Origin of the sequence: Acinetobacter sp. SAAs474 (assembly GCF_032823475.1) — a bacterium.
In the GTDB taxonomy this organism is placed as follows: Bacteria; Pseudomonadota; Gammaproteobacteria; order Pseudomonadales; family Moraxellaceae; genus Acinetobacter.
Map to the genome: position 1 here is coordinate 2,479,191 of NZ_CP127915.1, position 24,580 is coordinate 2,503,770.

Here is a 24,580-nt window from a genome sequence, read left to right on the forward strand (position 1 = left end):
GTATCTGGCTAAATCGTGATCTATTTATGCAACTTGTTGCACAAACTTATAAAGCATATTTTATTCCTATGCAATATGTTGCATAATAAACTTATACAATATTTTGATTCTGATACATTATGTCTTTAGCACATGTCTTACTCACCAGCCTAATAGAAAAGCCAAGCAGCGGTATTGAGTTGGCACGTCGCTTTGATCGATCTATGGGGTTCTTTTGGGGAGCAACACATCAACAGATTTATCGTGAACTGAATCATATGTTGCAAAAAGGCTGGATATCGACCATGCTCACATCTGCACCAAATAGTCGAAAAAAAACCTATCAAGTTGAACAATCAGGTAGAGCGGAGCTGGCCAATTGGATGGTCAAAAATAGTGAACCAGCACAGTTACGAGAAGAGCTTATGGTTCGTCTACGTGCAGAAGCACAATTAGGTGGCAATCAAATTCTACCTGAATTAGAACAACACCTCATTCATCATCAAAATAAACTCAATACTTACACCGCTATTTATCAAAAAGATTTTGCACATAACGATCATGATGATCGTACTTTATATATCCATAAAATGATTTTACAATTAGGTATTGATTTAGAAACTGGTTGGATTAAGTGGTTAGAAAAGATTATCCCTGAACTTAAAAAATTTTAATCTCTATTTCATCATATAATGACATCATCCTTTGACGTTATATTTTAAATATTTAAGATGTCGATAGATGTGTATATCATTAATTTTATTTAATGGTGTAAAAATTATATTTAACAAAAATCTTATAGCCTATTTTGATGATCAAAACAGATTAATGAATCGAGTTAGCTTGACATGATTGCTAAAACTATAGGTATTTTATTGCTTTAAAATCGCATTTTATACAATTTAACGCCAAATACCGTGATATAAATGGATCTATTGATTTTTTATAAACAGCTTATTTTACTGATTAAAATAAACCAATAATCAATAGATCCATCCACCAACACGTTTTATCAATATCTATAGAATCAAAACGTTTAGTCTACTTTAATATCATCAAATAAAACTGAGGATAAATAACGTTCACCACCATCAGGTAATATCACCACAATGTTTTTACCCGCATTTTCTGGACGTTGAGCCAGTTGGGCTGCTGCAGCAAGTGCCGCACCACATGAGATTCCAACAAAGAGCCCTTCTTGAGTTGCTGCTTTACGCGCCCAATCAATAGCAACTTGATTATCAATTGCGATCACCTCATCAACCAAATCTAAATCCAAGTTCTTAGGAATAAAATTCGCTCCTATTCCCTGAATTTTATGTGGTCCTGGTGTTGGTGTTTCACCACGTTTAGTTTGCCCAATAATAGGTGAATCAGCAGGCTCTACTGCGACTGAATATATCGGTTGATTTTTCACATTTTCAAAATAACGTGAAATACCGGTAATGGTTCCACCTGTTCCTACACCTGCCACTAAAATATCGACTTGACCTTGCGTCGCCTGCCAAATCTCAGGACCCGTGGTTGCCTCATGAATTGCAGGGTTAGCTGGGTTTTCAAATTGTTGAGGTAGAAAATAAAGCTCAGGTTGCTCATTCGCTAAACGCTGAGCTTCTTCCACCGCACCTTTCATGCCCTTGGCAGCTTCTGTCAATACCAGATTTGCGCCTAAAGCTTTAAGCACTTTACGGCGTTCTAAACTCATACTCGCAGGCATTGTTAACGTAATTGGATAACCTTTTGCTGCTGCAACAAATGCCAGTGCAATACCTGTATTGCCACTGGTCGGCTCAACAATATGCATACCTTTTTTAAGTACACCACGCTGCTCAGCATCCGCAATCAATGCAGCACCAACACGATCTTTAACAGAAAAAGCAGGATTACGACTCTCTATTTTTGCCAATACAGTAACAGGTTCTTGAATTAAGCGATTAATGCGAACTAATGGTGTATTACCAATCGCATCAGCATTATTTTGATAAACAGCAATCCCTAAATTTTCTGGTGTTTTAAATGCCGCATCAGTTGTCATAATCTTGTCCTCATAGTCTTATCAAGAATGAATACAATGATGATACTATCTTATGAAAAAAAAAGAATTGGCTTCAATCAAATCCAATACAATAAAATCTGATTACCTTTTAATAAAACACGATAAGTGTTTGCTTAAACGTCAGCATAAATGATTTTTAAATCTGATATCATTGCTTATTCAGGTACCTAAAATGTAAATTCAAAACAGAAACAAAACTTAAAATATTGAAAATTTTAACTTCAAAGATGAAAATATATAAAAATCACAAATTCGGATATATCTATGTCTAAGCCTTTTAGTAAGTTTTATCGTAATATCACCAAAACGATATTAGATAAAATTGTCACACCGCAAGTATTAGGCAATACAGCCGAATTAGAACAAAATTTGGCTCAACACCAACAAAATAGTCAAGTATGCTATGTACTGGAAGATGCATCAATCAGTAATACTGTATTGATTGATCAAGAAGCCATTTCACGTGGCTTACCTTCTGTATATTCATCACTTGAAATTGATATCCTTCATGAAGATGATAGTATATTAGCTTTAAATGAAACACATGATAAAAAACAAAATTTTCACTATTCAGCAAAACTGATCCGATTAATTGAATATTTAGAACATCATCCAAATTTAGATATTCAACTCATCCCTGTCACAGTGCTTTGGGGTCGAGCACCCCAACATGAAAACTCATGGCTAAAAGCATTATTTGCTGATGCATGGACAAAGCCTAATAAACTCAAACAAACGCTAAATATTTCATTATATAGCCGCGAAAACTATATTGAGTTTCATAAACCTGTATCATTAAGATCATTGCTCAATCAAGCAAAGACTGAAACACCTCATTTTTCTCCAGCTTACTTTATTGCGCAACAGTTAGAACAAAATTTTACCCACTACAAAGAGGCAATACTGGGGCCAGATTTATCTGATCGTCATAATTTAATCCATCAGTTACTTAAAACTGAAGCAGTACAAAATGCTATTCGACAAGAAAGTATCGATCATAAAATAACCATCTTAGCAGCAGAGAGTCGTGCTAAACAGTATTTATTAGAAATTGTTTCTGATTTTTCTTACTCTACGCTTCGATTTGCTGAACTGGCATTAACCAAACTTTGGACCCAGCTCTATGATGGCATTGAAGTACATCATTTTGATACTGTACGTGAATTAGCCAAAGATTATCAAATCGTATATACCCCTTGCCATCGCAGTCATATTGACTATTTATTATTATCTTATGTGATTTTCAATCGTGGGTTAATGGTGCCCCATATTGCTGCTGGTATTAACCTTAACCTACCTGTTGTCGGACAAATTTTACGTGGTGGCGGTGCTTATTTTATTCGTCGCACATTTAATGGTAATCAACTATATACCGCTGTATTTAAGGCTTATTTAAATAGCTTAATTCGCAGAAATACCCCACTTGAATACTTTATCGAAGGCGGTCGCTCACGAACAGGACTATTACTACCACCTAAAAAAGGTATGTTAGCAATGACCATTGAGAGTCATTTATCAACCCACAATAAACCCATTGCTTTTATCCCCACCTATTTTAGTTATGAAAAACTTCTAGAAGGAACGGCCTATTTAAACGAGTTAAGTGGCAAACCCAAAGAAGCAGAATCTTTATGGGGTCTGGTTAATTCTATTCGTAAAATTGAAAAAATATTTGGTCGAGTCTATGTCAATTTCGGCGAACCTATTTTATTAGATCCATTATTACAACAATATCATGCTAATCATCTACACTTAAATATCGCAGATAAGCCACCTATTGCAGTCATGAATACCGTCAACCATGTTGCTCAAGAAATTTTAGAAAATATCAATAAAGCTGTTGTGATTAACCCAATTTCACTGATTTCATTAGTCCTACTCAACAACAATGATTTTCAATTAGAAAAGCAGGCCTTAATTGAGCAAATAGATCACTTAAAAGAATTTTTACAGGCTGTAAAATATGATGATCGAATGATTATAACTGCACATCATGGCGCCGAGATTATTGACTATGCGGAGCAACTTAAACAGGTTAATATCATTTCACAACACCAAAAACAATATGTACGTGTTGCAGAACGCCAAAGAACACTATTAAATTACTTTAGTAATAATATTTTGCATTGCTTTATTTTAACATCCATCATTGCTCAGCTTATTCAATCAAAACAATCTCTATCTCAATCAGAATTACTTCGCCATATTGAACATATCTATCCATTTATTCAAGAAGTGTTTTTTCTTAAATGGAAACAAAATGAATTATCTCAGCAATTATCTACGATTTTAACTGAATTTAAACGCCAAACTTGGATTCATATCACTGATGATCATATTAATCTATCAACGAATACCAATCAGCATATGAGTCACTTTCATTTACTTGCTCAATTATGCAACCATCATTTAAGTCATTTTATTTTAATCGAAAACTTAATTGCCACATACGGTCATAAAATAGCCTTAGATACTAAAACATTAGAAGCTATGGCAAAGGCCGTACTCAAACGCTGTCTAGGACATCCATGCTTACAGCAACAATCTTATTTTGACAGTGCAACATTTAAAAGTTTTATTCATAGTTTAGAAAAGCAAGGGCTTATTCAGATTAATGAAGACATTATCACGACCACAACTCACTTTAGCAACAATCTTCAAACTTGTTTTGAATGGTATGATGTTACTGTTCATCAACTGATTAAAAGCGCTATATTTTTCACCAATCGAGAAATTAATCAATTGCAAGATCAAATCAAGAAAAAAAAATAAATTTTTCAATCAGGGCTTAGTTTGTTGTTATAAAGAAGATTTTTCACATGATATAAAACTTACATTTTTAAGTAATTTATACGATGTTACTAATAAAAACTCTTCTTTATAATATCAAGGTCTGTTGACAACTTGTCTCTATTTGTAACGGTATGTCTCGCGAGTATAACTGTCATCATGATAGATGCATTCTGCATTCTCATTAATTTGCTAATTTTTATTTTAGATCTAGCAAGAAATGAAACAACAATAGTGTAAATACACACTTTTTAAAAAATAATGGAAATTAAAATATGAATGAAACATTCACCATTTCATCCATGCGTAATTCTAGCGATGAAGTAGTCGGGATTTTAAAATCATTAGCCAATACTGATCGCTTATTAATTTTATGCTATATTGCAAAACAAGAATTAAATGTGGCTCAAATTGAACAATTAACACAGATTGGACAACCCACACTTTCACAACAATTGATGATTCTAAGAAGAAATAATATGGTGACTACTCGTCGGGATGGTAAACAAATTTTCTATCGCCTAAAAGATGCTAATCTTTTCACGCTATTAGATACGTTGCATGAACTATACTGTAAAAAATAATTTTTATAATCGTATTCAATCAACGCCATTAAACCAGCAATACTGACCACTAAAGAAGCGTAACATCAATTTATATATTCAAGTTGTTTTGACATTTTAAATACTTTTTATATTGTCTGAATATCAATATCATCTCTGCCATATTATTGAATCTTTAATTAAATGATTATCTTATTTCGAGAAAGTGACATGACAGCATCGTGATCAACAAAATCGGAGTCTGTGACGATAAATTCTTTTATTGATTAAGATTTCTTAGCATAAATTATGCATAATATATCATAATTTATGCATAACCTTTTGAAGCTGATATGTCACAAAAGAAATCTGATCTTGAACATTTCTTTCCTGCTTGGTCTTGGTTAAAAAATTATCGGCAAGATACATTTCAGTCTGATTTACTGTCATCTTTGATTGTGATTGCCATGCTGGTACCTCAAGGTATGGCCTATGCTATGCTTGCAGGACTACCACCAGTAACAGGTTTATATGCCAGTGTTATCCCCATGATTGTGTATGCCATGATTGGGAGCAGCCCAACCCTGTCTATTGGTCCAGTGGCCATTATTTCCATGATGACTTTTGCTACACTGAATTCATTTTTTGCAGCTGGTTCAGAAGCCTATATTCAAGCAGCCTGTCTCTTAGCCCTCATGGTCGGCATTATTTCACTCATTCTTGGTATATTACGCTTTGGTTTTTTAATTCAACTGATCAGTCATCCAGTCATTAAAAGTTTCATTATTGCATCCGCATTACTGATTGCTCTAGGACAATTAAAATTTATTTTAAATATTCCATTAAGTGCGAATAATGTATTAGAATTTTTTCAAAGCTTTATACAGTCTATAAACGATATTCATTTGGCCAGTGTCTGCTTTGGATTAAGTGCAATTTTGTTTTTGATTTATATTCCTCAAATCATTGCCAGCCAAAAATTTAAGCAAATCATAAAAAAAACTGAATTTTTATCCCGGACAGTTCCACTCATATTAGTATTATTCAGTATTGGTATTGTAGTGGTCTTTAATTTACAACACATCGGAATAAAAACAGTTGGCGAAGTTCCTTTAGGATTTCCTCCCTTAAATATGCCTTTATGGGATATGAATCTTGTATTCAAATTATTGCCTGGTGCAACCATGATCGCCATGATTAGCTTTGTTGAATCATTATCAATTGCACAGGCAACTGCACTACAACAACGTAGTCAATTAAATAGCAATCAAGAATTAATTGCTCTAGGCGTAGCCAATATCAGTGCTGGATTAAGCTCTGCTTTTCCTGTTACTGGCAGTCTATCACGAACAGTTGTGAATGCAGATGCTGGTGCAAAAACACCTATGGCAGGCATCTTCTCCTCCTTATTTATTGTCATTATTAGCTTATATTTTACTGGATTTTTCCGTAATCTACCTTTAGCAGCACTTGCGGCAACCATCATTGTTTCCATCTGGAAACTGGTTGATTTTAAACCATTTTTTAATACATGGCGTTATTCTAAAGCGGATGGAATTGCCATGTGGATTACCTTTTTCGGAGTGATCTGTATTGATATATCAACTGGTTTAATTATTGGTATTATTTCAACGTTTATTTTATTACTTTGGAGAATTAGTCGCCCCCATATGGTCGTCATTGGTTTGGTTGAGGGAACGCAACATTTTCGCAATATTGAACGTTATCCTGTGCAAACCTATCCACAAATTCTGTCTATTCGTATTGATGAAAACTTAAGTTTTTTAAATGCTCAAACACTCAAAAGCTTTCTAATTAACGAGGTCAGTAAAAAAACCGAACTAAAGCATGTCATTATTAACTGTTCAAGTATTAGTTCAATTGACTTAAGCGCCTTAGAAATGCTACAAGATTTTGATCTAGAGTTAAGTAAACTTCATATTCAACTCCATCTATCTGAAGTTAAAGGACCCGTCATGGATAAGCTTAAACAGTCGAATTGGTTGCAAAATATGCATGGCACTATTTATTTAACGCATTATCAAGCCATACAAGATTTATCCGCACAGCTATCAAAATAATACATCGCAAAGTCATCGTATTACATGTATACCATGACTTTAATTAAATCAAATATATCACCCCATAATGACTGACTGATTGGGGTTTTTATCTGATCAATAAATTTCAATATTTTTCTAAATTTTATGCTAAAATAATAAAAAACATTTTTAAAAATAAATACTTATTTTTTATATGAAAATTATTTCAAGCTTATGTCATTTTCAGTATAAAATAGTCAGTTATTTTTTTAATTGTCTTCGTGATTTTCGACAAGGCTCTCCTTATGTTCTCTGCTTACATGCAAATGAGTTTAGTTAAACGTATTATTATTGCGATTATTCTTGGTGGCTTAGTTGCAGTCATTTTTCCGCAAGCTGCACCTTATTTAAGCTTGCTAGGTGATCTTTTTATTAAGGCCCTAAAATCCGTCGCACCTATTTTAGTTTTTATACTAGTGCTTTCTTCCATTGCAAATTTTAAAATTGGTGGAAGCAACGCTTATGTTAAACCCATCATATTCATGTACGGCATAGGGATGTTTTTAGCGGCACTCAGTGCAGTAATCGCCAGCTGGCTATTTCCAAGCACATTACTGCTTGATCTACCAGTACAAAGCAATATTATCCCCCCAGATAACTTGGCAGGTATTCTTAAAAACTTGGTATTAAGTTTTGTTGCCAATCCAATCACAGCTATTAGTGAAGCAAACTTTATTGGTATTTTGGCTTGGGCTGTTGTACTTGGTATCGCCTTTCGCCATGCCAAAGACAGCACCAAAGCGTTTTTAAGCGATACAGCTGAAGCAGTGAATAAAGTTATTCGACTGGTCATTAATTTTGCACCGTTTGGTATTTTTGGCTTAGTTGCCGTGACCTTTGCGGATTCAGGTTTACAAACGCTTGTCAGTTATGGACACCTACTTGCAGTGCTCATTGGTTCTATGCTATTTGTTGCCTTAGTGATTAATCCGATAATGGTTGCTGTAATCACACGTGGTAATCCTTATCCACTAGTATTTCAATGTTTACGAGAAAGCGGAATTACAGCTTTCTTTACCCGTAGCTCAGCAGCCAATATTCCTGTTAACTTAGACTTAGCACATCGATTAGGAATTGCAGAATCTACTGCTAGTGTTGCTATTCCGTTAGGTGCTGCGATTAATATGGCAGGTGCATCGGTTACCATTACTGTACTTTCCTTAGCCGCTGTACATACCTTACATATTCCTGTTGATTTTATTACGATGTTAATTTTATCCGTTGTTGCTACCGTATCCGCATGTGGTGCCTCTGGCGTGGCAGGAGGATCGTTACTTCTCATCCCTGTTGCTTGTGGCCTATTTGGTATTTCTACGGATATTGCTATGCAAGTCGTTGCAATTGGTATGGTGATTAGTGTTCTACAAGATTCTACAGAAACTGCACTCAACTCATCGACAGATGTATTATTCACTGCAGCAGTAGACCGCCGTTTCAAGTAATATTAAGTATTTATTATCAATAAGCGTGTAAGTTATGCCATTTCAAACTTTACCTTACTGGTTACAATTAGGAACATTTTTTCTTGCAATCAATGCGGGCATGATCAATGTATTAGGCCTCATTACTGTATTACATCAATCTGTTTCTCATATGACAGGGAATGTAAGTATATTTGCCATGGCAGTTATCGACTGGAATACAGATACTTTATTGTATTTATTATTGGTTGTTATCTGCTATGTTATTGGTTCCTTCTATAGTGGGCTGATTTTAGGAAGTAGTAATTTTAAACTCGGACGTTTATATGGCTTACCGATGAGTTTGGTCGCGTTATTTATTTTTACCTGTTGGTTTTTACTGCCTTATTTTCCTCGCTATAGTTTATTATGGGCATGTACTGCCATGGGTATACAAAATGCAATGATTAGCCATTACAAAGGAACCATCATTCGAACCACCCATCTCTCTGGCGTACTGACCGATTTAGGTCTCGCCTTAGGCTATAAACTTAGAGGGATTCAAATCAGTCCTAAACGTATTGTATTACATTTACTGATTTTATTTGGCTTTTTACTTGGTGGTATCATTGCAGCTTCTGTTGCACCACTATTAAAATTGAATGCCTTTTTAGTCCCTGCTGGTTTAAGTCTTAGTTTAAGTCTGATTTACTGGATCATTTATTTTCGTCATCAATCTGCTCATCAATAAGGGTATTCTTTATTATGGTTAAAAATGCACTACAAGCTCAACTCCTGAAGGCTGGCTTAGTTGATAATAAAAAAGCCAAGAAGCTTTCCAAGCAAGCCGTACATGAAAAACGTACAGGTGATAGCAAAGAAGCCGAACTTAAAGCGAAAATTAAACAAGATCAGCAAGAAAAATATGCAAAAGATTTAGCAATCGAGCAAGCTAAAAAATCACAGTTACAAGAAAAAGAACTCAAAGCAGCAATCATTCAAATGATTCAGCAGCATAAAATTTCTGATACAGATGGTGATATATCATATCAATTTATTGATGCAGGAAAGATCAAGAAAGTTTATCTAAACCAACAGGTGTATAATGCTTTAGTTGCTGGAAGTCTAGTAATTGCGAAAGACAATGAAAGCTATGCCTTTTTACCTAAGGCACTGGCTGAGCGAATTAATCAAAAAATGTCAGGATTTATTATTGTCAATAATACAGAGCAGAATAGTCAAACAACAGATGAAGAAGATCCTTATGCTGCCTATATTATTCCTGATGATTTAATGTGGTAAAACAGGTTTATTGCCAGCTAATTTTTAAGCATCACCAATCGACATGAGAGGTTGGTAAATATTTTAAATTGTGCTAACAGATAAAAGTGATCAAAAGATGAAAACTTTTTATCTGTGCACATATTTCCTAAAAAGTGAAGCGAAGAAGCAAACTAAAACCTGAATTAAATAAAGTAAATTAATCTAGAAATTAATAAAAGAAGAATGGGTGTTGGGCACATATCTGTTACTTTAAAACGTTTCAAAATATTATCAAGTTATTAACAAAAATCGATATAAGTAATTAAACTTTTGAGGTGTCATTTAATTTCGGGAATCTACAATTTGCATATAATAGTGGAAGCTAATCACTACAAGCTCCAAGATACAAGGTCTAATGCTATTTTCCTATATGCACTTCTGACCAATTTGCATATATTTTTTATTGATCACCAAAAAGATTTTATTATCGCCAATCAATGCCTGATCACGATATTCCTCGCCTGGCAATATATAAAAATGGGTTGCATCTTCATCTGTACCGTTACAACCTTGATGAATAATTACACGAAAAAAAGTATTTCCTGTATTTTTTAATAGCCCTTGTTTTTCATTTAAGTGGTATTGAAAATTTTGTTTACGTGGACGCACGATTAAAATCGTACTTAAAGCCACTGAAGGTAAATAACTTGGTGATCGTGTCGTTGCATTATTATTGAGCGATGTTAATGGTGTTTCAACAAAACTGACGCGATAATAACGCTCTTTATTATCTTGAGGACCTCGATAAATAAGCTTAAAAAAATCAGTAGATTGTTTATCAATAGTTTTTCTTAACGGTGTATACAAAATTTCTTTTTCTTTACTATTGATACGAACTTCATTTGTATTACTGGGTTTTTCTATTTCATAACTTTGAATAGTATATAAATTCATACTATTGGTATCATTGGTCAAATATTTTGCCATGATATTTTCATCACTACCCATTTCATAAATATAGGAAGAAAAATACATGGCCTGACTGCTTAAACTAAAAAAAACAGTCACCAATCCAATTAAAATCAAAGCAAAATATTTCATAAATTATCGATCCACACCAATCCATTTGGCCTCCACTTTAACATCCCCTTCTGCATGCACACTCCCCAACCAATCAATACCTTTATCTACAGTAAATTGAGAAACACGATCATTCATTGGAAATCTTAATTTTAAATCAGTGGAATAAAAATAACCTGATTGTTGTACATCCCATGGCGTCGCAGTCCAAGCAGCATGGGTTAAATCCAGTGTTGCGTTGGCATTACAACCGCTATATTGCTCAACTATATTTCCTGTTTCATGGGTATAAGACAAATATGCTGGAATCGCCACATTAAGACTATTATCATTTGATTTAAATAAACAATAACTCATGGATTTTACTGTGGTAGATTCACCAATGACGCTTGCTGTAACGGTATCAGCTTTACGTGGTGCCGATTGTGTCACGATATAGTTAAATACAATATCTTCTTCATCTTCACCAATTTTTCCTGTTTTTTTCTGCTGATATTGATCTTGATGACGAATACTGATGCCATATTCACGCGGTATAATATCAATATCAACTCCTGATGAAAATTGATAAAATCCTGATTGAGGTGTTACTGTATTATCGATTGCAAATGTAAAAACACCCTGTCTACCAGATGTACTCGCACCCGCAGCCAACATTTTTCGGAAAAATGCTTTCGTAAATAATACGCGAACATAGCCTTGACCAGTCGTAAACATCCCTCTCATACTATTATCCGAACCTTTCTCAGAAAAACGCTTCCAGGCCCCATTTCCGCCATCAAGCCTGATATCATATTCATTCAGATTAATATTTCCTAATGCCGCAGTATCAACAACCATATAAAAGCGTATTCCAGGATACAAATTTGTAATTGCAGCATCTATATTGTATTGGAGCATTTTACAAGAAATGCCTTCACGTTGTCCTGACTTCTCGTCTCCTCCAGAGCTAATCACAATATGCTCACACAACTGACTATCGGCTGCTAAAGTGGGTGTCCCATCAGTAGAAATCCAAATTTCACTAAAAGCTCGGGTATCAACAAAACTGATATTTCCTGTTTTTGTAATATTAAGCTGTGTTTTACGCCATCTTCCTGTCGTCGCATCTTTACAACGCCCTCCCGCAGCAGGATCATAGTCTTCAGTAGTTTCACAATAATGCATATCATAACTATTAAAAGAACCAACCGCCTGATTCTTTAGAAACTCATATGCTTGAGAAGAAAATGATCCTCGTGCAGCGTGTCCTGTAAACTCAGTATCACCAGAGCGCATTTTATAAGCACCATATTGATCTGTAAATGCTGGCGGAATAAAACCCGTTGATGGACATTCATTAGCATTTCTTATTCGACAACGAAGCCCTTGAAAGGGATAAAGCATAGCCGAATTTTCTAACCAAATATCAATATTATTATTTGCACGTAACCTCGTATTTCGCCCCATATAACCCAATGAATCTTGCTTATTTTTACCGTATTTGGTCCAAACATTATTCCCTGTAAAACGTGGATCCAAGTCTTCTGAGGCAATCAAGTATTCTTTATCGATATTATTTTCAATAAAAACAAAGTTATTTTTACCTGTCAGCGTATATCCAGAAGGAGGAGTTAGAGCATAGATCGTTTGCTGTAAAGCACATAGCCCAATGGTTAAAAATATTTTTTGATAATTAATCATAACGACGTGCCTCTAAATTATCTTTACCATGACTGGCTGCTTTATATATACAAGAGATTTCACCCAACCAAGCCACACCTTGTTGTTCTTTCAATGATAAAGTTGATTCACAAATATCACCATTTTCTTTAACAATGGTAATCACTGGATATTTTTTATCGACATCTAAAGAGAATTCACCATTAAAATCGGTTTTGGTTTTACCAATGTGGTTATTGAGCTGAACATGTGATGCAATTTCGCCATCTGGATAACGAATACGCCCAAAAATCGTTACCATCTGTTTCACATCAGGTTTAATTTTGGCCACATTGCCTGGATATAACACCACGGTATTTTTACGTCCCTGACCAATACTGACACTATCCATTGAGTTTTTATCACTTCTTAATTCAACGGTATATTTTTTATAAGGTGCCAATGGAATAAAATTACGATTGCCACTTAAGGTATAATCTTGACCATTAATCAATGCCGACATTTTGGTACCACGAGGTAAACCGGTATTGATCAACACGCCAGAACCAAAATTATTATTTCCAAGCCCGATCGAGAAATTCGAACTGGCAATCGAGCCTTGGGTAGTATAGTTAAAGTTTTTACTATGTGCCGATGCACTGGCAGATAAAGTGCCTGAGTTAATGGTGGTTTGATAAGATAAATACGCAGATGCAGAGAAATCATCTTGATTTAAATAATCATTTTCTCTTTTAATAACTTGTTTAACATCAACACCAATACCATTAATGATGCTATTGCTAAAATTCTGTTTATAACTGGCATTAGCCAATAAATTACTGTTACGGCTACTGATCCCCGCACTAAACCAGCGTGAAATTGGTAAACTGACATCAACAAAAATATATTTATCTTGATCCGAACGCTGACTCTCATAAGTCGATTTTTGTATTCCCGTTCTTAAACTGATATTGGCATAACGGGTATTAAATAAGTTTTGAAAATATTCCATATTGGTATTGGAATACTCACGTAATAAGCTTTTAGAATAACTGACATTTAAAAAACCAAGGCGTTGATAAAGTTGTTTAAAGTTAAAACTCAAACCTGCATCAAAGCCATGATTTTCCGTAAAATATAGTTTATTGCCTTGTGCACTTTTATTATAAGATCCCCAAACACTACCATAGCCTTGTGGTAAGTTATAACTTAATGCAATTGATCCTAAATAAGAAGAATCTGTCGCCAGCATTGCTTGTGCTGTAATATTGGTATTTGGATTAAAGGATAAAGTTGTTTGTGCTTCTGCAACAGCATTTTCATCAAATGCATAAAACGTGGATCTCAATGCCAAACCAGAAAGTACATTATAGTTTTTAGCCAGAGCTGCACCCATCAACCAAGTATCTTGTTTACTGACTGTATTTAAATAAAGACTATTATTCTGGTCTTGTTTATAATATTCCAGCATTCCACCAAATAATTGCCAATCCAATTTACCAGTGACACTAGAACTACGCCCATAAGATTTATTGACCTGAGCCGTTGTGGTAGTTTCCTGACCATCAATAATGGTTTTTAATTCAACATTATAGATACCATAAGGAAAGTTAGAGGTGTCAATTTCATGACTTCCCATGGAGAAATTTTGAATACTTAATAAACGACCATCACGGTAAATCTGTACCGTTCCAGCGCTAGGTAAAAACACCACAATAGGGGTTAAAGACTGTTTATTATCTTCAATCACTGTATTACTTTTAGTCCCATAGCTGAAACCATAAATCTTACTGGTACTCAGTGCAGATAAACTGGCAATCGATTGCATACTCCAGGTATCCATCATCCCTGCAGCTAAACGACGTCCCGCAAAATCACGCTCATACATGGCCCGATATAAATTGCTTTGTACGTTACTCGTTCCAATCCCATAAATAGAACCATTTAAATTGACATGATGCTCTTTATAAGAACTTACGCTGTCCAAACTTAAATAATTGGAAGAATTTGATAAACTATCATATTCATTATAAGAATAACCAAAACGATAATTTAAAATGGAAGCAATTTCATTTGATGTCGCTTCAGCCAACACATCTGAACGTGGAATTAAACTCGTTGCTAATGCATTACGATCTACGGCCAATTCCAGATACATCGATTCGAGATTCATATTTAATGTTGAATCATCATTTACCTTAATCTGCATACTATGATTAAAGCTTTGATCAAGAGTCTGTAAACGATCTTTTAACGCTGATGATAGGGTTGTGGTTTGCTGATAACCATTAAAATCAATTGCCTCAACATATAATTGATCATTTTTATAAATAATTTTTGCATCAGCAACTTTCTGCTCACTCTTACCCTGTTGTATTGAGGCATCTTCTGTATATTTTAAATACACAGGGATGCTAATTCCCTGCGCCAAAGCGCTCGACAATACCTCTGGAAAGGTATAATCCCCGACAACAATACGTTTTTCTCCAGCATAAGATAATACCGACACAAATGTACATCCAGTAAATAAAACGCCAGGGAATAAATAGTTTTTCATAAAAATTATATTGATCGAGAATATGTTAAGCATTATGTGAAAAATAAATATATATATTGATCAACCTAATAGACCAACATAATAAAAATCAGAGAATCTTATATGTCGAGTCTATTCACATAACCTACTTATGATAGACATTGAAAGTAATATATATTTTAACTACTTAGAAACATTGATGTATTGATCGGCATACCAAATGCCTAAATGGGTTTTTGGTGCATTCCAATCAGTCAATTGTAATTTCACTGAAGTTCCCGGCATAACATAATAGCGTTCACGACAGCCCTTCCCATCAATCTCTTTCTTCTTATCTAAACATGGGCCTGCCGCAACAACACGAAAGCTGGCATTACCAGTATTGGTCATCGTGCCATTGGCATATTGATAGTCGAGTTTATCTTTACGTGGAGAAACCACTAAAATGGTATTAATAATCGCAGATGTAGTGGCAAGTGCCGCCTTATTGGCCGTATTGTCTTCTGATCCCAATACAGGAGCATCTAACCAAGATAAACGGTAATAACGCTCTTGATCATCTTCTGGTCCGGTATATAAAATTTTAAAAACATCTTTCCCCGCCCCTGGTAATACCAATCCTGCAGGAGTCGATAATACTTCTTTACTGTCATCTTTGATAACAACACCTTGTGCTGTTGGAGAAGTTATTTTTTCTATTTTTAAGCCAATATAACGTGCAACATTAGTAGTATTTTCAACTTCTTTAATTAAATTTTTCTGATTCGAATTAATTATAGAAGTAATATCACCTACATTAACAGCATAAGTAGGCATTGAAATACTGCATACCAAGATATAAAAAAATGATTTCATTATTATTAGCCATAAAAAGTAGAAAATATGATGTGAAACTTAGATATGAGGAAAATCCTCATATCTAATATCAAGACTTAAATCATTAACTCTCTTGTTCTGGCACAGTCCATAATGCAGTAAACTGCACTGAAACTTCACCATTCCACATTCCATCAGCTAAGTCAGAAAACTCTACGTTATCAGCACCATTAGAAGTAGCACCATCAATGCTAAATACAAAATTACCTTGAGCAGATGATCGAACAGGCTTATTAGTATTCTTTTCTATAACACTATACTTAGATGATTGTGCAAGTGCATCTAAACCAGCAGTGGTACCATTTGTAGTATTAATTAAAGTCGTTGGGGTAGTTTTATCTAATTTGGTACCATTCCATGCCACACCCACGTCTAAAGTAGACGCATCAGAGCCACGTGTTAAGGTATTACTAATTAATTTTGAGGTAAGCTCAAAATCTGTTGCTCCACTTTGTCCCTGAATCGTGATATCAAAAGCACCAGTTTGAGTATTAAATGCTTCTAAGCCTTCTGCATACTGGAAGTTTAAAGATTTTAATGGGGTTACAACCAAAACAGAAGTCGTATCTTTAACAGCGGTAGCATCCCAAGTAGCTGTTGCTGATGCTGTTACGTCAGCCATAGCAGAAGAAGCCAAAACAATAGAAGAAGATAATAACGCTAATTTTGTAAAAATATTTTTCATAAAAAACCTCAATAAATCAAAAAACTTATATCTCATCTTAGAAATAACGACATACTTCAAAATAATTTTCATGTATATCTGGATATTAAGTCCAATTAATATATCAATATTTATCGAAATTTAAAATCAAACAAAGAGCCAAAATAGCATTGACAAAATAAAATAAAACTTAAAAAGTATTAATAAGCCTATTCCTATATTTAAAAATTTCTTAATATAACAATTTTTTTATTTATTTTTTATTACAAATTATTTAATTTCAATAGATTATATTTATTTTTTTATATATAATTATTTTATTATTTCTAATCAATGATTGATATTATTAATATAAAATAAATATAACAAAAATCAATCAATTGTTTAGTAATTAATCAATGGTTAACTTAAAATAAACAATTTTAGCCTTTAATGCCTAAAAAACCTTGTTATATGTAATTTATGCTAAACATAAAATAATAAATGATGCTTAAAAAAATTAAACAAATAACAGTCAACTGAGAAAATTTCATTTTTAATGCCTCTTTAAAATAATAGAAACTAAAAATGCAATTTTATCTTTAGATACAAGCAAAAAATTGCATCATAATATCTAATCGTTTTACAGATAGTCACATAATGTTTATTTTAAATAGACGAAATCTAACCTATCTATAGCTCCTGGTGTCATCAATACCACATACAGAATAAACGATATGAAAAATATGGTTTATAAGTCAGTACGGAATGATTGCAAAAAGCAAAAAGCAAAAAGCAAAAAGCAAAAAGCAAAAAGCAAAAAGCAAAAAGCAAAAAGCAAAAAGCAAAAAGCAAAAAGCAAAAAGCAAAAATACTAGAGCCTATTGATATTTTATATTCAAAAAATAGCAAGAAAGTAGAATTCTATCGCCATACCAAATTCAGTTCTCGCTATACCTCGAACAATACTGACTGATCAATACTGCTCTAAACTAAAATCTATTCTGATTAATTTTGTTATTTATTCCAAACATAATTTAAAATTATGTATTGAAACAATTATCTATAGGATTCAGACTGAATGTTCTTGGCGAAACTTAGCCGAAAAATTGGTTACGCTAAACTCTATTATTAAAAAATTCAATTGGTGGCTTAAAGAGAGTAAATTACTAAAAATATTTAAATAACTATCTTCTGATGCTGATTTAGAATGTATCTTTATTGATACGAGTCATGTCAGAACACACCAACATGCAAATGGAAATCCTATTAAATTTATAATCAATGATGGCACAAAAGTTGCAACTGATCTAATTGACGCTTTAGATTTAAAAGAAATAAAAATATGCTGTGCTGATCATAATGATGATTCAAATTTATATGGATGATGATTTGAGCCTTACTTTAATACCTTTATATGCACAGCAATATATTTTGCACAGACGTATGTATCAATATTTCAAACGATACAATATCAATAACCAACAAAAAGAAAGTTAACTTTTTCTTGGTGACATAAACCAATCTTATTGATTATTCATAATAACGTCGGCCTGATTGAGCATGTAAAAATGCTGGAATCAATCCTGTTAAAGCAGCACGAATATCTTTACGCTCATTAATTAACTGATGTGAGCCTTCTTCCAAAATTAGTAATGTTTGTAACCTAAATTTCTCTCGTATAAAATCAATATTGTATTTCCAATCTACCGTTTGATCTAAAGCACCTTGTGCTAGCCATACCGGAATACGGCAAGCAGGACGATCCTCCATTTCCCGCATCCATTTTGACATCGCTAAAATCCAACCCATTCCCATCATTTTTGGTTGTAGAGGATCTTTTAAACGAATAAATCGTAAAAACTCTGGATTATGATTATTACGTCTAAAATGACGAGGCACTTCACGCTTAATACGACGGATAATACTTAAGCCAATCGTGTTATGCCACCACGCTGTTTTGGCCGGACGTATTAAAGGAGAAAGTAATAAAATTCTTTCAATAAAGGGATTTTGCCGACGTTCAGCATACTGCAAAACATGGTGCATCCAGATTGCACCACCAGTACTTTGACCAATACCAACCCAAGGCTGTGGTAATTGATCTGCATTTTTAACATAGTGATAAATAGTTTCTAAAACCTGTTGATAATGATCAAAATCTGCGATATTGGCAGGTGAACCATTACTTAAACCATGTCCAGGTAAATCATAGGTTAAAACACTAAAACCTTGCTCCAATAATTCCTGAATAATCGGTTGATAAATACCACTATGTTCCAAATAACCATGTAAAAGTGCAACTGTACCCTGTATTCGATGAAATCGACTCCCCGCGAGTTGTGGTGTAAAAACTTGCACATGCAATTTAAAAAGTGGCATTTCAACATAGCCTTGCCAATGCTCGCAATTTAATCGATCAAAGCCATACAGTTTACGATATGCCTGAATATGCACATTAGGGATATATACACGGTTTAAATTTAATTTTTCCAATTTTTCTAATGTCATTTCCCGACTAGGGATGGGCAAATCAAGTTGCTGTAAATCTTTTGGATTTAAAAATGGCAAATCAGACATTATGGAATCTCTCGACAATCGCTTAAACCAAATATGACATCACGAACAGTGGCAAGTAATTCATAATTTGCCCGACGACTATGGTCATAATTTTGCGCACTAGGACGCCAAGTGGTTAATTGAGTAGGTATCGGTGCTTCAACAGGAATTGTTTCAATACCATTTAAAGCAAATAATCGACGCGTTCTAGGCATATGGTATTGATCAGTAATTAAAATAACCGTTGGCGCTCCACCTTTTTTTTGTAACAATAATGAACTGAAACGAGTATTTTCACAGGTATTCATGCTTCTATTTTCAAGCAATTTAGCATTCACCCCCCGTTCTTTAAGCCATTGTTGCATATAGGGTGCTTCTACCCCACTTAATACAATAGGTAAATGATATTGTTTTTCTATCTCTAAGGTTTTTTCTAAACGCAGCCGTGTGTATTGGTTAACGACAATATTTTTGGTTTTTTGATCCAGTGCCAAGCCGCCTCCCAATACAACAATAGCATAAGGTTTCGACTGTTGAATAGATCGGTGCGCATCACTTTGATCAGGCATATCATTAATTTCTTCAGTTAAGTTCAGATCTTTAGAACGATAATCTGTTGTACCCAAATCATGCTGTTGCACTTGATGTGTCGACAAAAATATACGATATTTATCCATAAGTTCTTTATTTTCAGAACTATTGAGCTCAAGTAACTCACGCACAGCTAAAGCACGATCAGCCTCTGCTTCAGAACTAGCATGCGGTGAAGTCATAGGGACTTGGACTGCCGAACCCGCTTCTTTTTCTTGAAGATTTTCCTGATTAATTAAATGAATCAATATTTTATAACGTTGTTGTAACAACGTTATATTTTGCGAGTTATGTTGTTGAATATCTTCTTCCAACAATTTTAGATATGCTTGTCGTGCAATCCAAAGATTTGATCCCGGTTCCAATGTATCATCATCATTTAACTCACCGAGCTTCTGACTTTTAGCTGCTATTTGGTTCACTTCTACTGAGACAAAGCTATTCAAGAGCTTAACAATCGCTTTAGAATAAAAAGGCGAATAAACAAAAAGTACCAGACAGCCGATAAGTACAAAAAGTGCTGCTGCAACTTGTACTATCCGCACCATCCAATCGACTTTCTTCATTGCAATGTTTCCAATGCTGTAGAATGTGCCACAATCTGTCCGATATCATTAAACAATACGGGTTCAGGCTCTAAAATAATTCCAAATTGATCATAAACATCACGTTGTACAGCCATATAAGTATGTTGTACATCAATAAATGTTGCGTCTGCATAATTCACTAATACCAATGCTTGTTTATCAAACATTCCTACAGGGCCAAGCCGCTTACCTTTCCAGTGTGCATGTTCAATCAACCAACCTGCTGCCACCTTAATTTGATGATTAGCCTGAGGATAATGCGGTACAGCATTGATGTTATGAAATAATATATCAAATTGCTGTTGTGAAATAATTGGATTTTTAAAAAAACTTCCTACATTCGGATAAATTTGAGGATCAGGTAACTTACTTTGACGGATTTTAATCACCTGATGTTGTAAATTTAAACCGGTACGGTTCTCACCCACTGCTGCTTTTAAATCACCATAGTCAAGTTTTAAATTTTCCTGTTTAAATAATTTAAAATTAACATGTGTAATCACATAACGTTGAGGATCATGTTTAAAAATACTGTATCGATATGAAAACTGACAATCTTTTTGTTGAATCGTTTTAATTTTTTTCTCAACACAATCATAAACCTGAACAGAATCAATAAACTCTCCAGCTTCAACACCATAGGCACCAATATTTTGTACAGGTGCGGCACCCACTAAACCAGGAATGAGCGCTAAATTTTGTAATCCAAATAAATTTTGCGATGTTGTCCATAGCACAAAATCATGCCACCGTTGGCCAGCACCTACCTTTAACAATACGCTATATGGATCTTCATTTATTTGAGTAATCCCTTGAATATCAATATGCAACAGTAAAGCATGTATTTTTTCTGGCAATAAAACATTACTTCCACCAGATAAAATCATACAATTCAACTGATGTGTCTGTGCATAATCAAAAGCTAATGGCAGATCATCAATAGAATGAATTTTGACATAGTGCGTGACAGAACTGTTTAAGTTTAATGTATTAAAAGACCGAAGCTGTACATCTTTTTCAATTTTCATCATTTTAGCCTTAAACATTCATCGTTTTAAAAATATTTACCCATGCTTGACTACTCGACTCACATTGGTCTAATACACGCTCAAACCCTGACGCATCACCATAATAAGGATCAGGAATTTCTTGTTGAGGATATTGAGTATCATATTGACTCATCAAGGCAATTTTGGCTTTAAGATGCTTTTCTTCAAATTGATCTAATGCGATTTGTTTAAGTTTTTCTATATGCGCCAAATTTTCTAAATCCATTGCCAAAATCAGATCAAACGCCATAAAATCGCGTAATTGTAATTGTCGTGCGCGGAGTGTCGATAAGTCATAACCACGTTTTGCTGCATGTTGCTGACTTCTTAAGTCAGGCGCCTGATCAGGATGAGCATTACTGGTTCCAGCAGAATCAATGATTATATTTAAGTCTTGCTCATCACAAAAATGTTTAAGTACAACTTCTGCTGTTGGAGAACGACAAATATTACCTAAACAAACACATAACACCTTATATGGCGTTTTGGATGACATAATGACCTCAAAACAATTATTTTTTCATCATTGTATGTTAGTTTATTTATGCAATGAATCCTATATCCATCATCAACAATACTAGACAATTCGTTAAATTTTAAACATCACATCAATAATTTTTTATCTATACATTCAGGCGTGTTAATATTTTAAGATTAAAATTAATCGTAACCAGCATTTTTTCGATGTCTTCAATGTATGAGCAGATTATCATACACCATACATGATAAAAATGATGTGCATGAATACCTGCTATCTTAACTACAATCATTGATTGACACACGATAATAGATTCAATATTATTTATTGGAATGATTGTTCCAGTATAAAGTTATGCGTATAAAAGAATTTGATCCAGAAAAAGTTGCCGATTCTGCTATGGAGGTTTTTTGGCGTAAAGGTTTTTTTGCGACTTCAATCCAAGATTTAGTCGATGAAACTGGATTATCACGTAGTAGTTTATATAGTACTTTTAAAAATAAAGAAGAATTGTATCAACACGCTTTATATCGTTACCAACTCAAAACACAAGCTAATATTGATTTATTATCAAGTACAGGTTCTGTAAAAAAAATAATCAACCAATTTTTTTCGCAAATTATTGAAGATGAAATAACCGATATTGAAAATCGTGGTTGTCTCATCGCTAATGCTAGTTTGGAACTGGCTGGTCAAGATGCAAAAGTTGCTAAAACAGTAACATATAACTTTGAAAGGCTAAAAAAAGCATTAGAAAAATTAATCATACGTGGGCAGCAATCAGGTGAAATAAAGAAGGATCATTCTGCACATGCACTGGCACTTTTTTTCGTAAATACTATTCAGGGAATAAGAGTTTTAAGTCAGGGATGTGATACACAAAATCGTCAAGAATACTTATCTAGTATTGTTGAGACCGCGTTAAATATACTCTAAAACTCTTTATTTATCTGCGCTTAGTCTATCTTATACATCACTAAGCATTTCTTTTTTTAATTTAGGAACGATCATTCCAGAATGAACGATTTACAACAACCCCAATTACCAATATGGACGTTATTGGCATTTACGCTTGCGGGTTTTATTACCATCATGACTGAAATTATTCCAGCCGGTTTATTGCCCTTAATAAGCCATGATTTACATGTATCAGAATCTCTAGCTGGTCAATTAATTTCAGTCTACGCATTTGGATCAGTCGTGACAGCTATCCCTGTTATTTTTGCAACACGGAGTTGGTCAAGAAAATACCTATTCCTGTTTGCAATCAGTGGTCTTTTTATTTTTAACAGCCTTACAGCAATATCATCAAACTACTTCCTTATACTGTTTTTGCGCTTTCTTTCAGGGATGGCGGCTGGAATTATGTGGGGAGTTCTAGCGGGTTATGCACGCAACATAGTCGCTATAAATTTACAAGGTAGAGCCATGGCTATTGTTGGGATTGGTCAACCTATTGCTTTATGTATAGGAGTACCTATCGGGACATGGCTAGGTAATCTGTTGGGTTGGCGTGGCGTATTTTTGATTATTTCAGGTTTAACGGCAGGCTTAATCATTTGGGTTCAAACACAGCTTCCTCATGTTCAGGGAAAATCAAACAGCCAAAAGATATCGATTAAAGAGGTTTTATACCATCCTGGAATCTGCTCAATTTTAGCTGTAATTTTTTTATGGATATTGGCGCATAATATTCTTTATACTTTCATTTCACCCTATTTAGTCTCTGTTAATCTCAGTAAATATCTTGATTTTATTTTATTCATATTTGGTATAAGTTCTATTTTAGGAATTTGGATCACAGGTATTTTTATTGATAAGATATTACGAAAATTAGTATTGATAAATTTACTGGGCTTCACCTGTGCTGTTCTTTTAATGGGGATATTAAGTAATCAAATTTGGGCCATCATCATCGGTGTGGCTTTATGGGGAATTACTTTTGGGGGTGCACCAACCTTACTACAGACAGCTATTGCGGATACTGCTGGTGATCATGTTGATATTGCTCAATCTATGTTAGTGACAGTTTTTAACTTGGCTGTCGCGGGCGGTGGTATTGCTGGAGGAATTCTGCTAAAAGAATTCGGTATCAGCTCATTTTTCATCAGTATGGCTTTTTTATCCCTAATGGGCTTATTAATTGTATTTTTAGCGAAAAAACATGGTTTTAAATCAGGATCTCGAGTAATTGAATCTTGACATACTCCCACCACTTTCGACGCGCTCAAGTGGAGGATTCTAAAAGCAAAAGCGCCTAGGTGACTTCCTTACGGATTTCACTTGCTTTCTGCTTCACAGGACGACCTTTACCGCATCGTTTGTATCCCCCACCTGACTGTCGGTAGAGGTCTTACGCTCGATTTAGATAAAAACTCAAACATAGTAAATCATCAACTTTTAACTAC

General features: G+C 34.3%; 19 protein-coding genes. 9 read left to right on the plus strand and 10 right to left on the minus strand.

Annotated features, from left to right (window positions below; translation table 11 throughout):
• Positions 1 to 119 precede the first annotated feature (119 nt).
• The gene (locus QSG86_RS12640) at positions 120 to 653 is read left to right on the plus strand and encodes a PadR family transcriptional regulator (RefSeq protein ID WP_317031821.1); all 534 of its coding nucleotides are present in this window, start codon (positions 120 to 122) and stop codon (positions 651 to 653) included.
• A 362-nt stretch (positions 654 to 1,015) separates the two neighbouring features.
• Here the strand turns inward: QSG86_RS12640 and cysK are convergent, their stop codons facing one another.
• Positions 1,016 to 2,014, minus strand: a complete 999-nt coding sequence (gene cysK / locus QSG86_RS12645) for a cysteine synthase A (protein WP_317031822.1) — start codon at positions 2,012 to 2,014, stop codon at positions 1,016 to 1,018.
• Positions 2,015 to 2,299: 285 nt separating this feature from the next.
• On the opposite strand from cysK, the gene plsB reads away from it, so the two are divergent.
• The 6 genes from plsB (at position 2,300) to QSG86_RS12675 (ending at position 10,171) form a co-directional block, all read left to right on the plus strand.
• Positions 2,300 to 4,807 carry a glycerol-3-phosphate 1-O-acyltransferase PlsB gene (plsB, locus tag QSG86_RS12650; RefSeq protein WP_317031823.1) on the plus strand — a complete coding sequence of 836 codons (2,508 nt, stop codon included), beginning with the start codon at positions 2,300 to 2,302 and terminating at the stop codon, positions 4,805 to 4,807.
• Positions 4,808 to 5,100: 293 nt separating this feature from the next.
• Positions 5,101 to 5,409 carry a metalloregulator ArsR/SmtB family transcription factor gene (locus tag QSG86_RS12655; RefSeq protein ID WP_317031824.1) on the plus strand — a complete coding sequence of 103 codons (309 nt, stop codon included), beginning with the start codon at positions 5,101 to 5,103 and terminating at the stop codon, positions 5,407 to 5,409.
• 311 nt (positions 5,410 to 5,720) lie between these two features.
• A complete protein-coding gene (locus QSG86_RS12660) occupies positions 5,721 to 7,448 on the plus strand; it encodes a sulfate permease (RefSeq protein ID WP_317031825.1) in 1,728 nt (575 codons plus the stop codon).
• Positions 7,449 to 7,714: 266 nt separating this feature from the next.
• Positions 7,715 to 8,911, plus strand: coding sequence for a serine/threonine transporter SstT (gene sstT / locus QSG86_RS12665; RefSeq protein WP_317031826.1), 1,197 nt, complete (start codon positions 7,715 to 7,717; stop codon positions 8,909 to 8,911).
• A 34-nt stretch (positions 8,912 to 8,945) separates the two neighbouring features.
• Complete coding sequence (locus QSG86_RS12670) at positions 8,946 to 9,620, plus strand: YoaK family protein (RefSeq protein WP_317031827.1); 675 nt, start codon at positions 8,946 to 8,948, stop codon at positions 9,618 to 9,620.
• Between the two features lie 14 nt (positions 9,621 to 9,634).
• A complete protein-coding gene (locus QSG86_RS12675) occupies positions 9,635 to 10,171 on the plus strand; it encodes a DUF2058 domain-containing protein (RefSeq protein ID WP_317031828.1) in 537 nt (178 codons plus the stop codon).
• Between the two features lie 387 nt (positions 10,172 to 10,558).
• Here the strand turns inward: QSG86_RS12675 and QSG86_RS12680 are convergent, their stop codons facing one another.
• The 9 genes from QSG86_RS12680 to QSG86_RS12725 form a co-directional block, all read right to left on the minus strand.
• Positions 10,559 to 11,233, minus strand: a complete 675-nt coding sequence (locus tag QSG86_RS12680) for a molecular chaperone (protein WP_317031829.1) — start codon at positions 11,231 to 11,233, stop codon at positions 10,559 to 10,561.
• A gap of 3 nt (positions 11,234 to 11,236) precedes the next feature.
• Positions 11,237 to 12,895 carry a hypothetical protein gene (locus QSG86_RS12685; protein ID WP_317031830.1) on the minus strand — a complete coding sequence of 553 codons (1,659 nt, stop codon included), beginning with the start codon at positions 12,893 to 12,895 and terminating at the stop codon, positions 11,237 to 11,239.
• Complete coding sequence (locus QSG86_RS12690; protein ID WP_317031831.1) at positions 12,888 to 15,362, minus strand: TcfC E-set like domain-containing protein; 2,475 nt, start codon at positions 15,360 to 15,362, stop codon at positions 12,888 to 12,890. The genes QSG86_RS12685 and QSG86_RS12690 overlap by 8 nt, the downstream gene beginning before the upstream one ends.
• Positions 15,363 to 15,572: 210 nt before the next feature.
• A complete protein-coding gene (locus tag QSG86_RS12695; protein ID WP_317031832.1) occupies positions 15,573 to 16,205 on the minus strand; it encodes a hypothetical protein in 633 nt (210 codons plus the stop codon).
• Positions 16,206 to 16,329: 124 nt separating this feature from the next.
• Complete coding sequence (locus tag QSG86_RS12700; protein WP_317031833.1) at positions 16,330 to 16,950, minus strand: common pilus major fimbrillin subunit EcpA; 621 nt, start codon at positions 16,948 to 16,950, stop codon at positions 16,330 to 16,332.
• Between the two features lie 1,491 nt (positions 16,951 to 18,441).
• Positions 18,442 to 19,488: an alpha/beta hydrolase gene (locus QSG86_RS12710; RefSeq protein WP_317031834.1), complete on the minus strand. Its 1,047-nt coding sequence runs from the start codon at positions 19,486 to 19,488 to the stop codon at positions 18,442 to 18,444.
• Positions 19,488 to 20,624, minus strand: coding sequence for a YdcF family protein (locus QSG86_RS12715; RefSeq protein WP_317031835.1), 1,137 nt, complete (start codon positions 20,622 to 20,624; stop codon positions 19,488 to 19,490). Before QSG86_RS12715 ends, QSG86_RS12710 begins: the two co-directional genes overlap by 1 nt.
• Positions 20,621 to 21,673 carry a UDP-N-acetylmuramate dehydrogenase gene (gene murB / locus QSG86_RS12720; RefSeq protein ID WP_317032573.1) on the minus strand — a complete coding sequence of 351 codons (1,053 nt, stop codon included), beginning with the start codon at positions 21,671 to 21,673 and terminating at the stop codon, positions 20,621 to 20,623. Before murB ends, QSG86_RS12715 begins: the two co-directional genes overlap by 4 nt.
• A gap of 10 nt (positions 21,674 to 21,683) precedes the next feature.
• Positions 21,684 to 22,190, minus strand: coding sequence for a low molecular weight protein-tyrosine-phosphatase (locus QSG86_RS12725; RefSeq protein ID WP_317031836.1), 507 nt, complete (start codon positions 22,188 to 22,190; stop codon positions 21,684 to 21,686).
• Between the two features lie 336 nt (positions 22,191 to 22,526).
• Here QSG86_RS12725 and QSG86_RS12730 point away from each other — a divergent pair, with 336 nt between their 5' ends.
• Both QSG86_RS12730 and QSG86_RS12735 read left to right on the plus strand, forming a co-directional pair.
• Complete coding sequence (locus QSG86_RS12730) at positions 22,527 to 23,108, plus strand: TetR/AcrR family transcriptional regulator (RefSeq protein ID WP_317031837.1); 582 nt, start codon at positions 22,527 to 22,529, stop codon at positions 23,106 to 23,108.
• Positions 23,109 to 23,189: 81 nt separating this feature from the next.
• Positions 23,190 to 24,374: an MFS transporter gene (locus tag QSG86_RS12735; RefSeq protein ID WP_317031838.1), complete on the plus strand. Its 1,185-nt coding sequence runs from the start codon at positions 23,190 to 23,192 to the stop codon at positions 24,372 to 24,374.
• Positions 24,375 to 24,580: the final 206 nt, after the last annotated feature.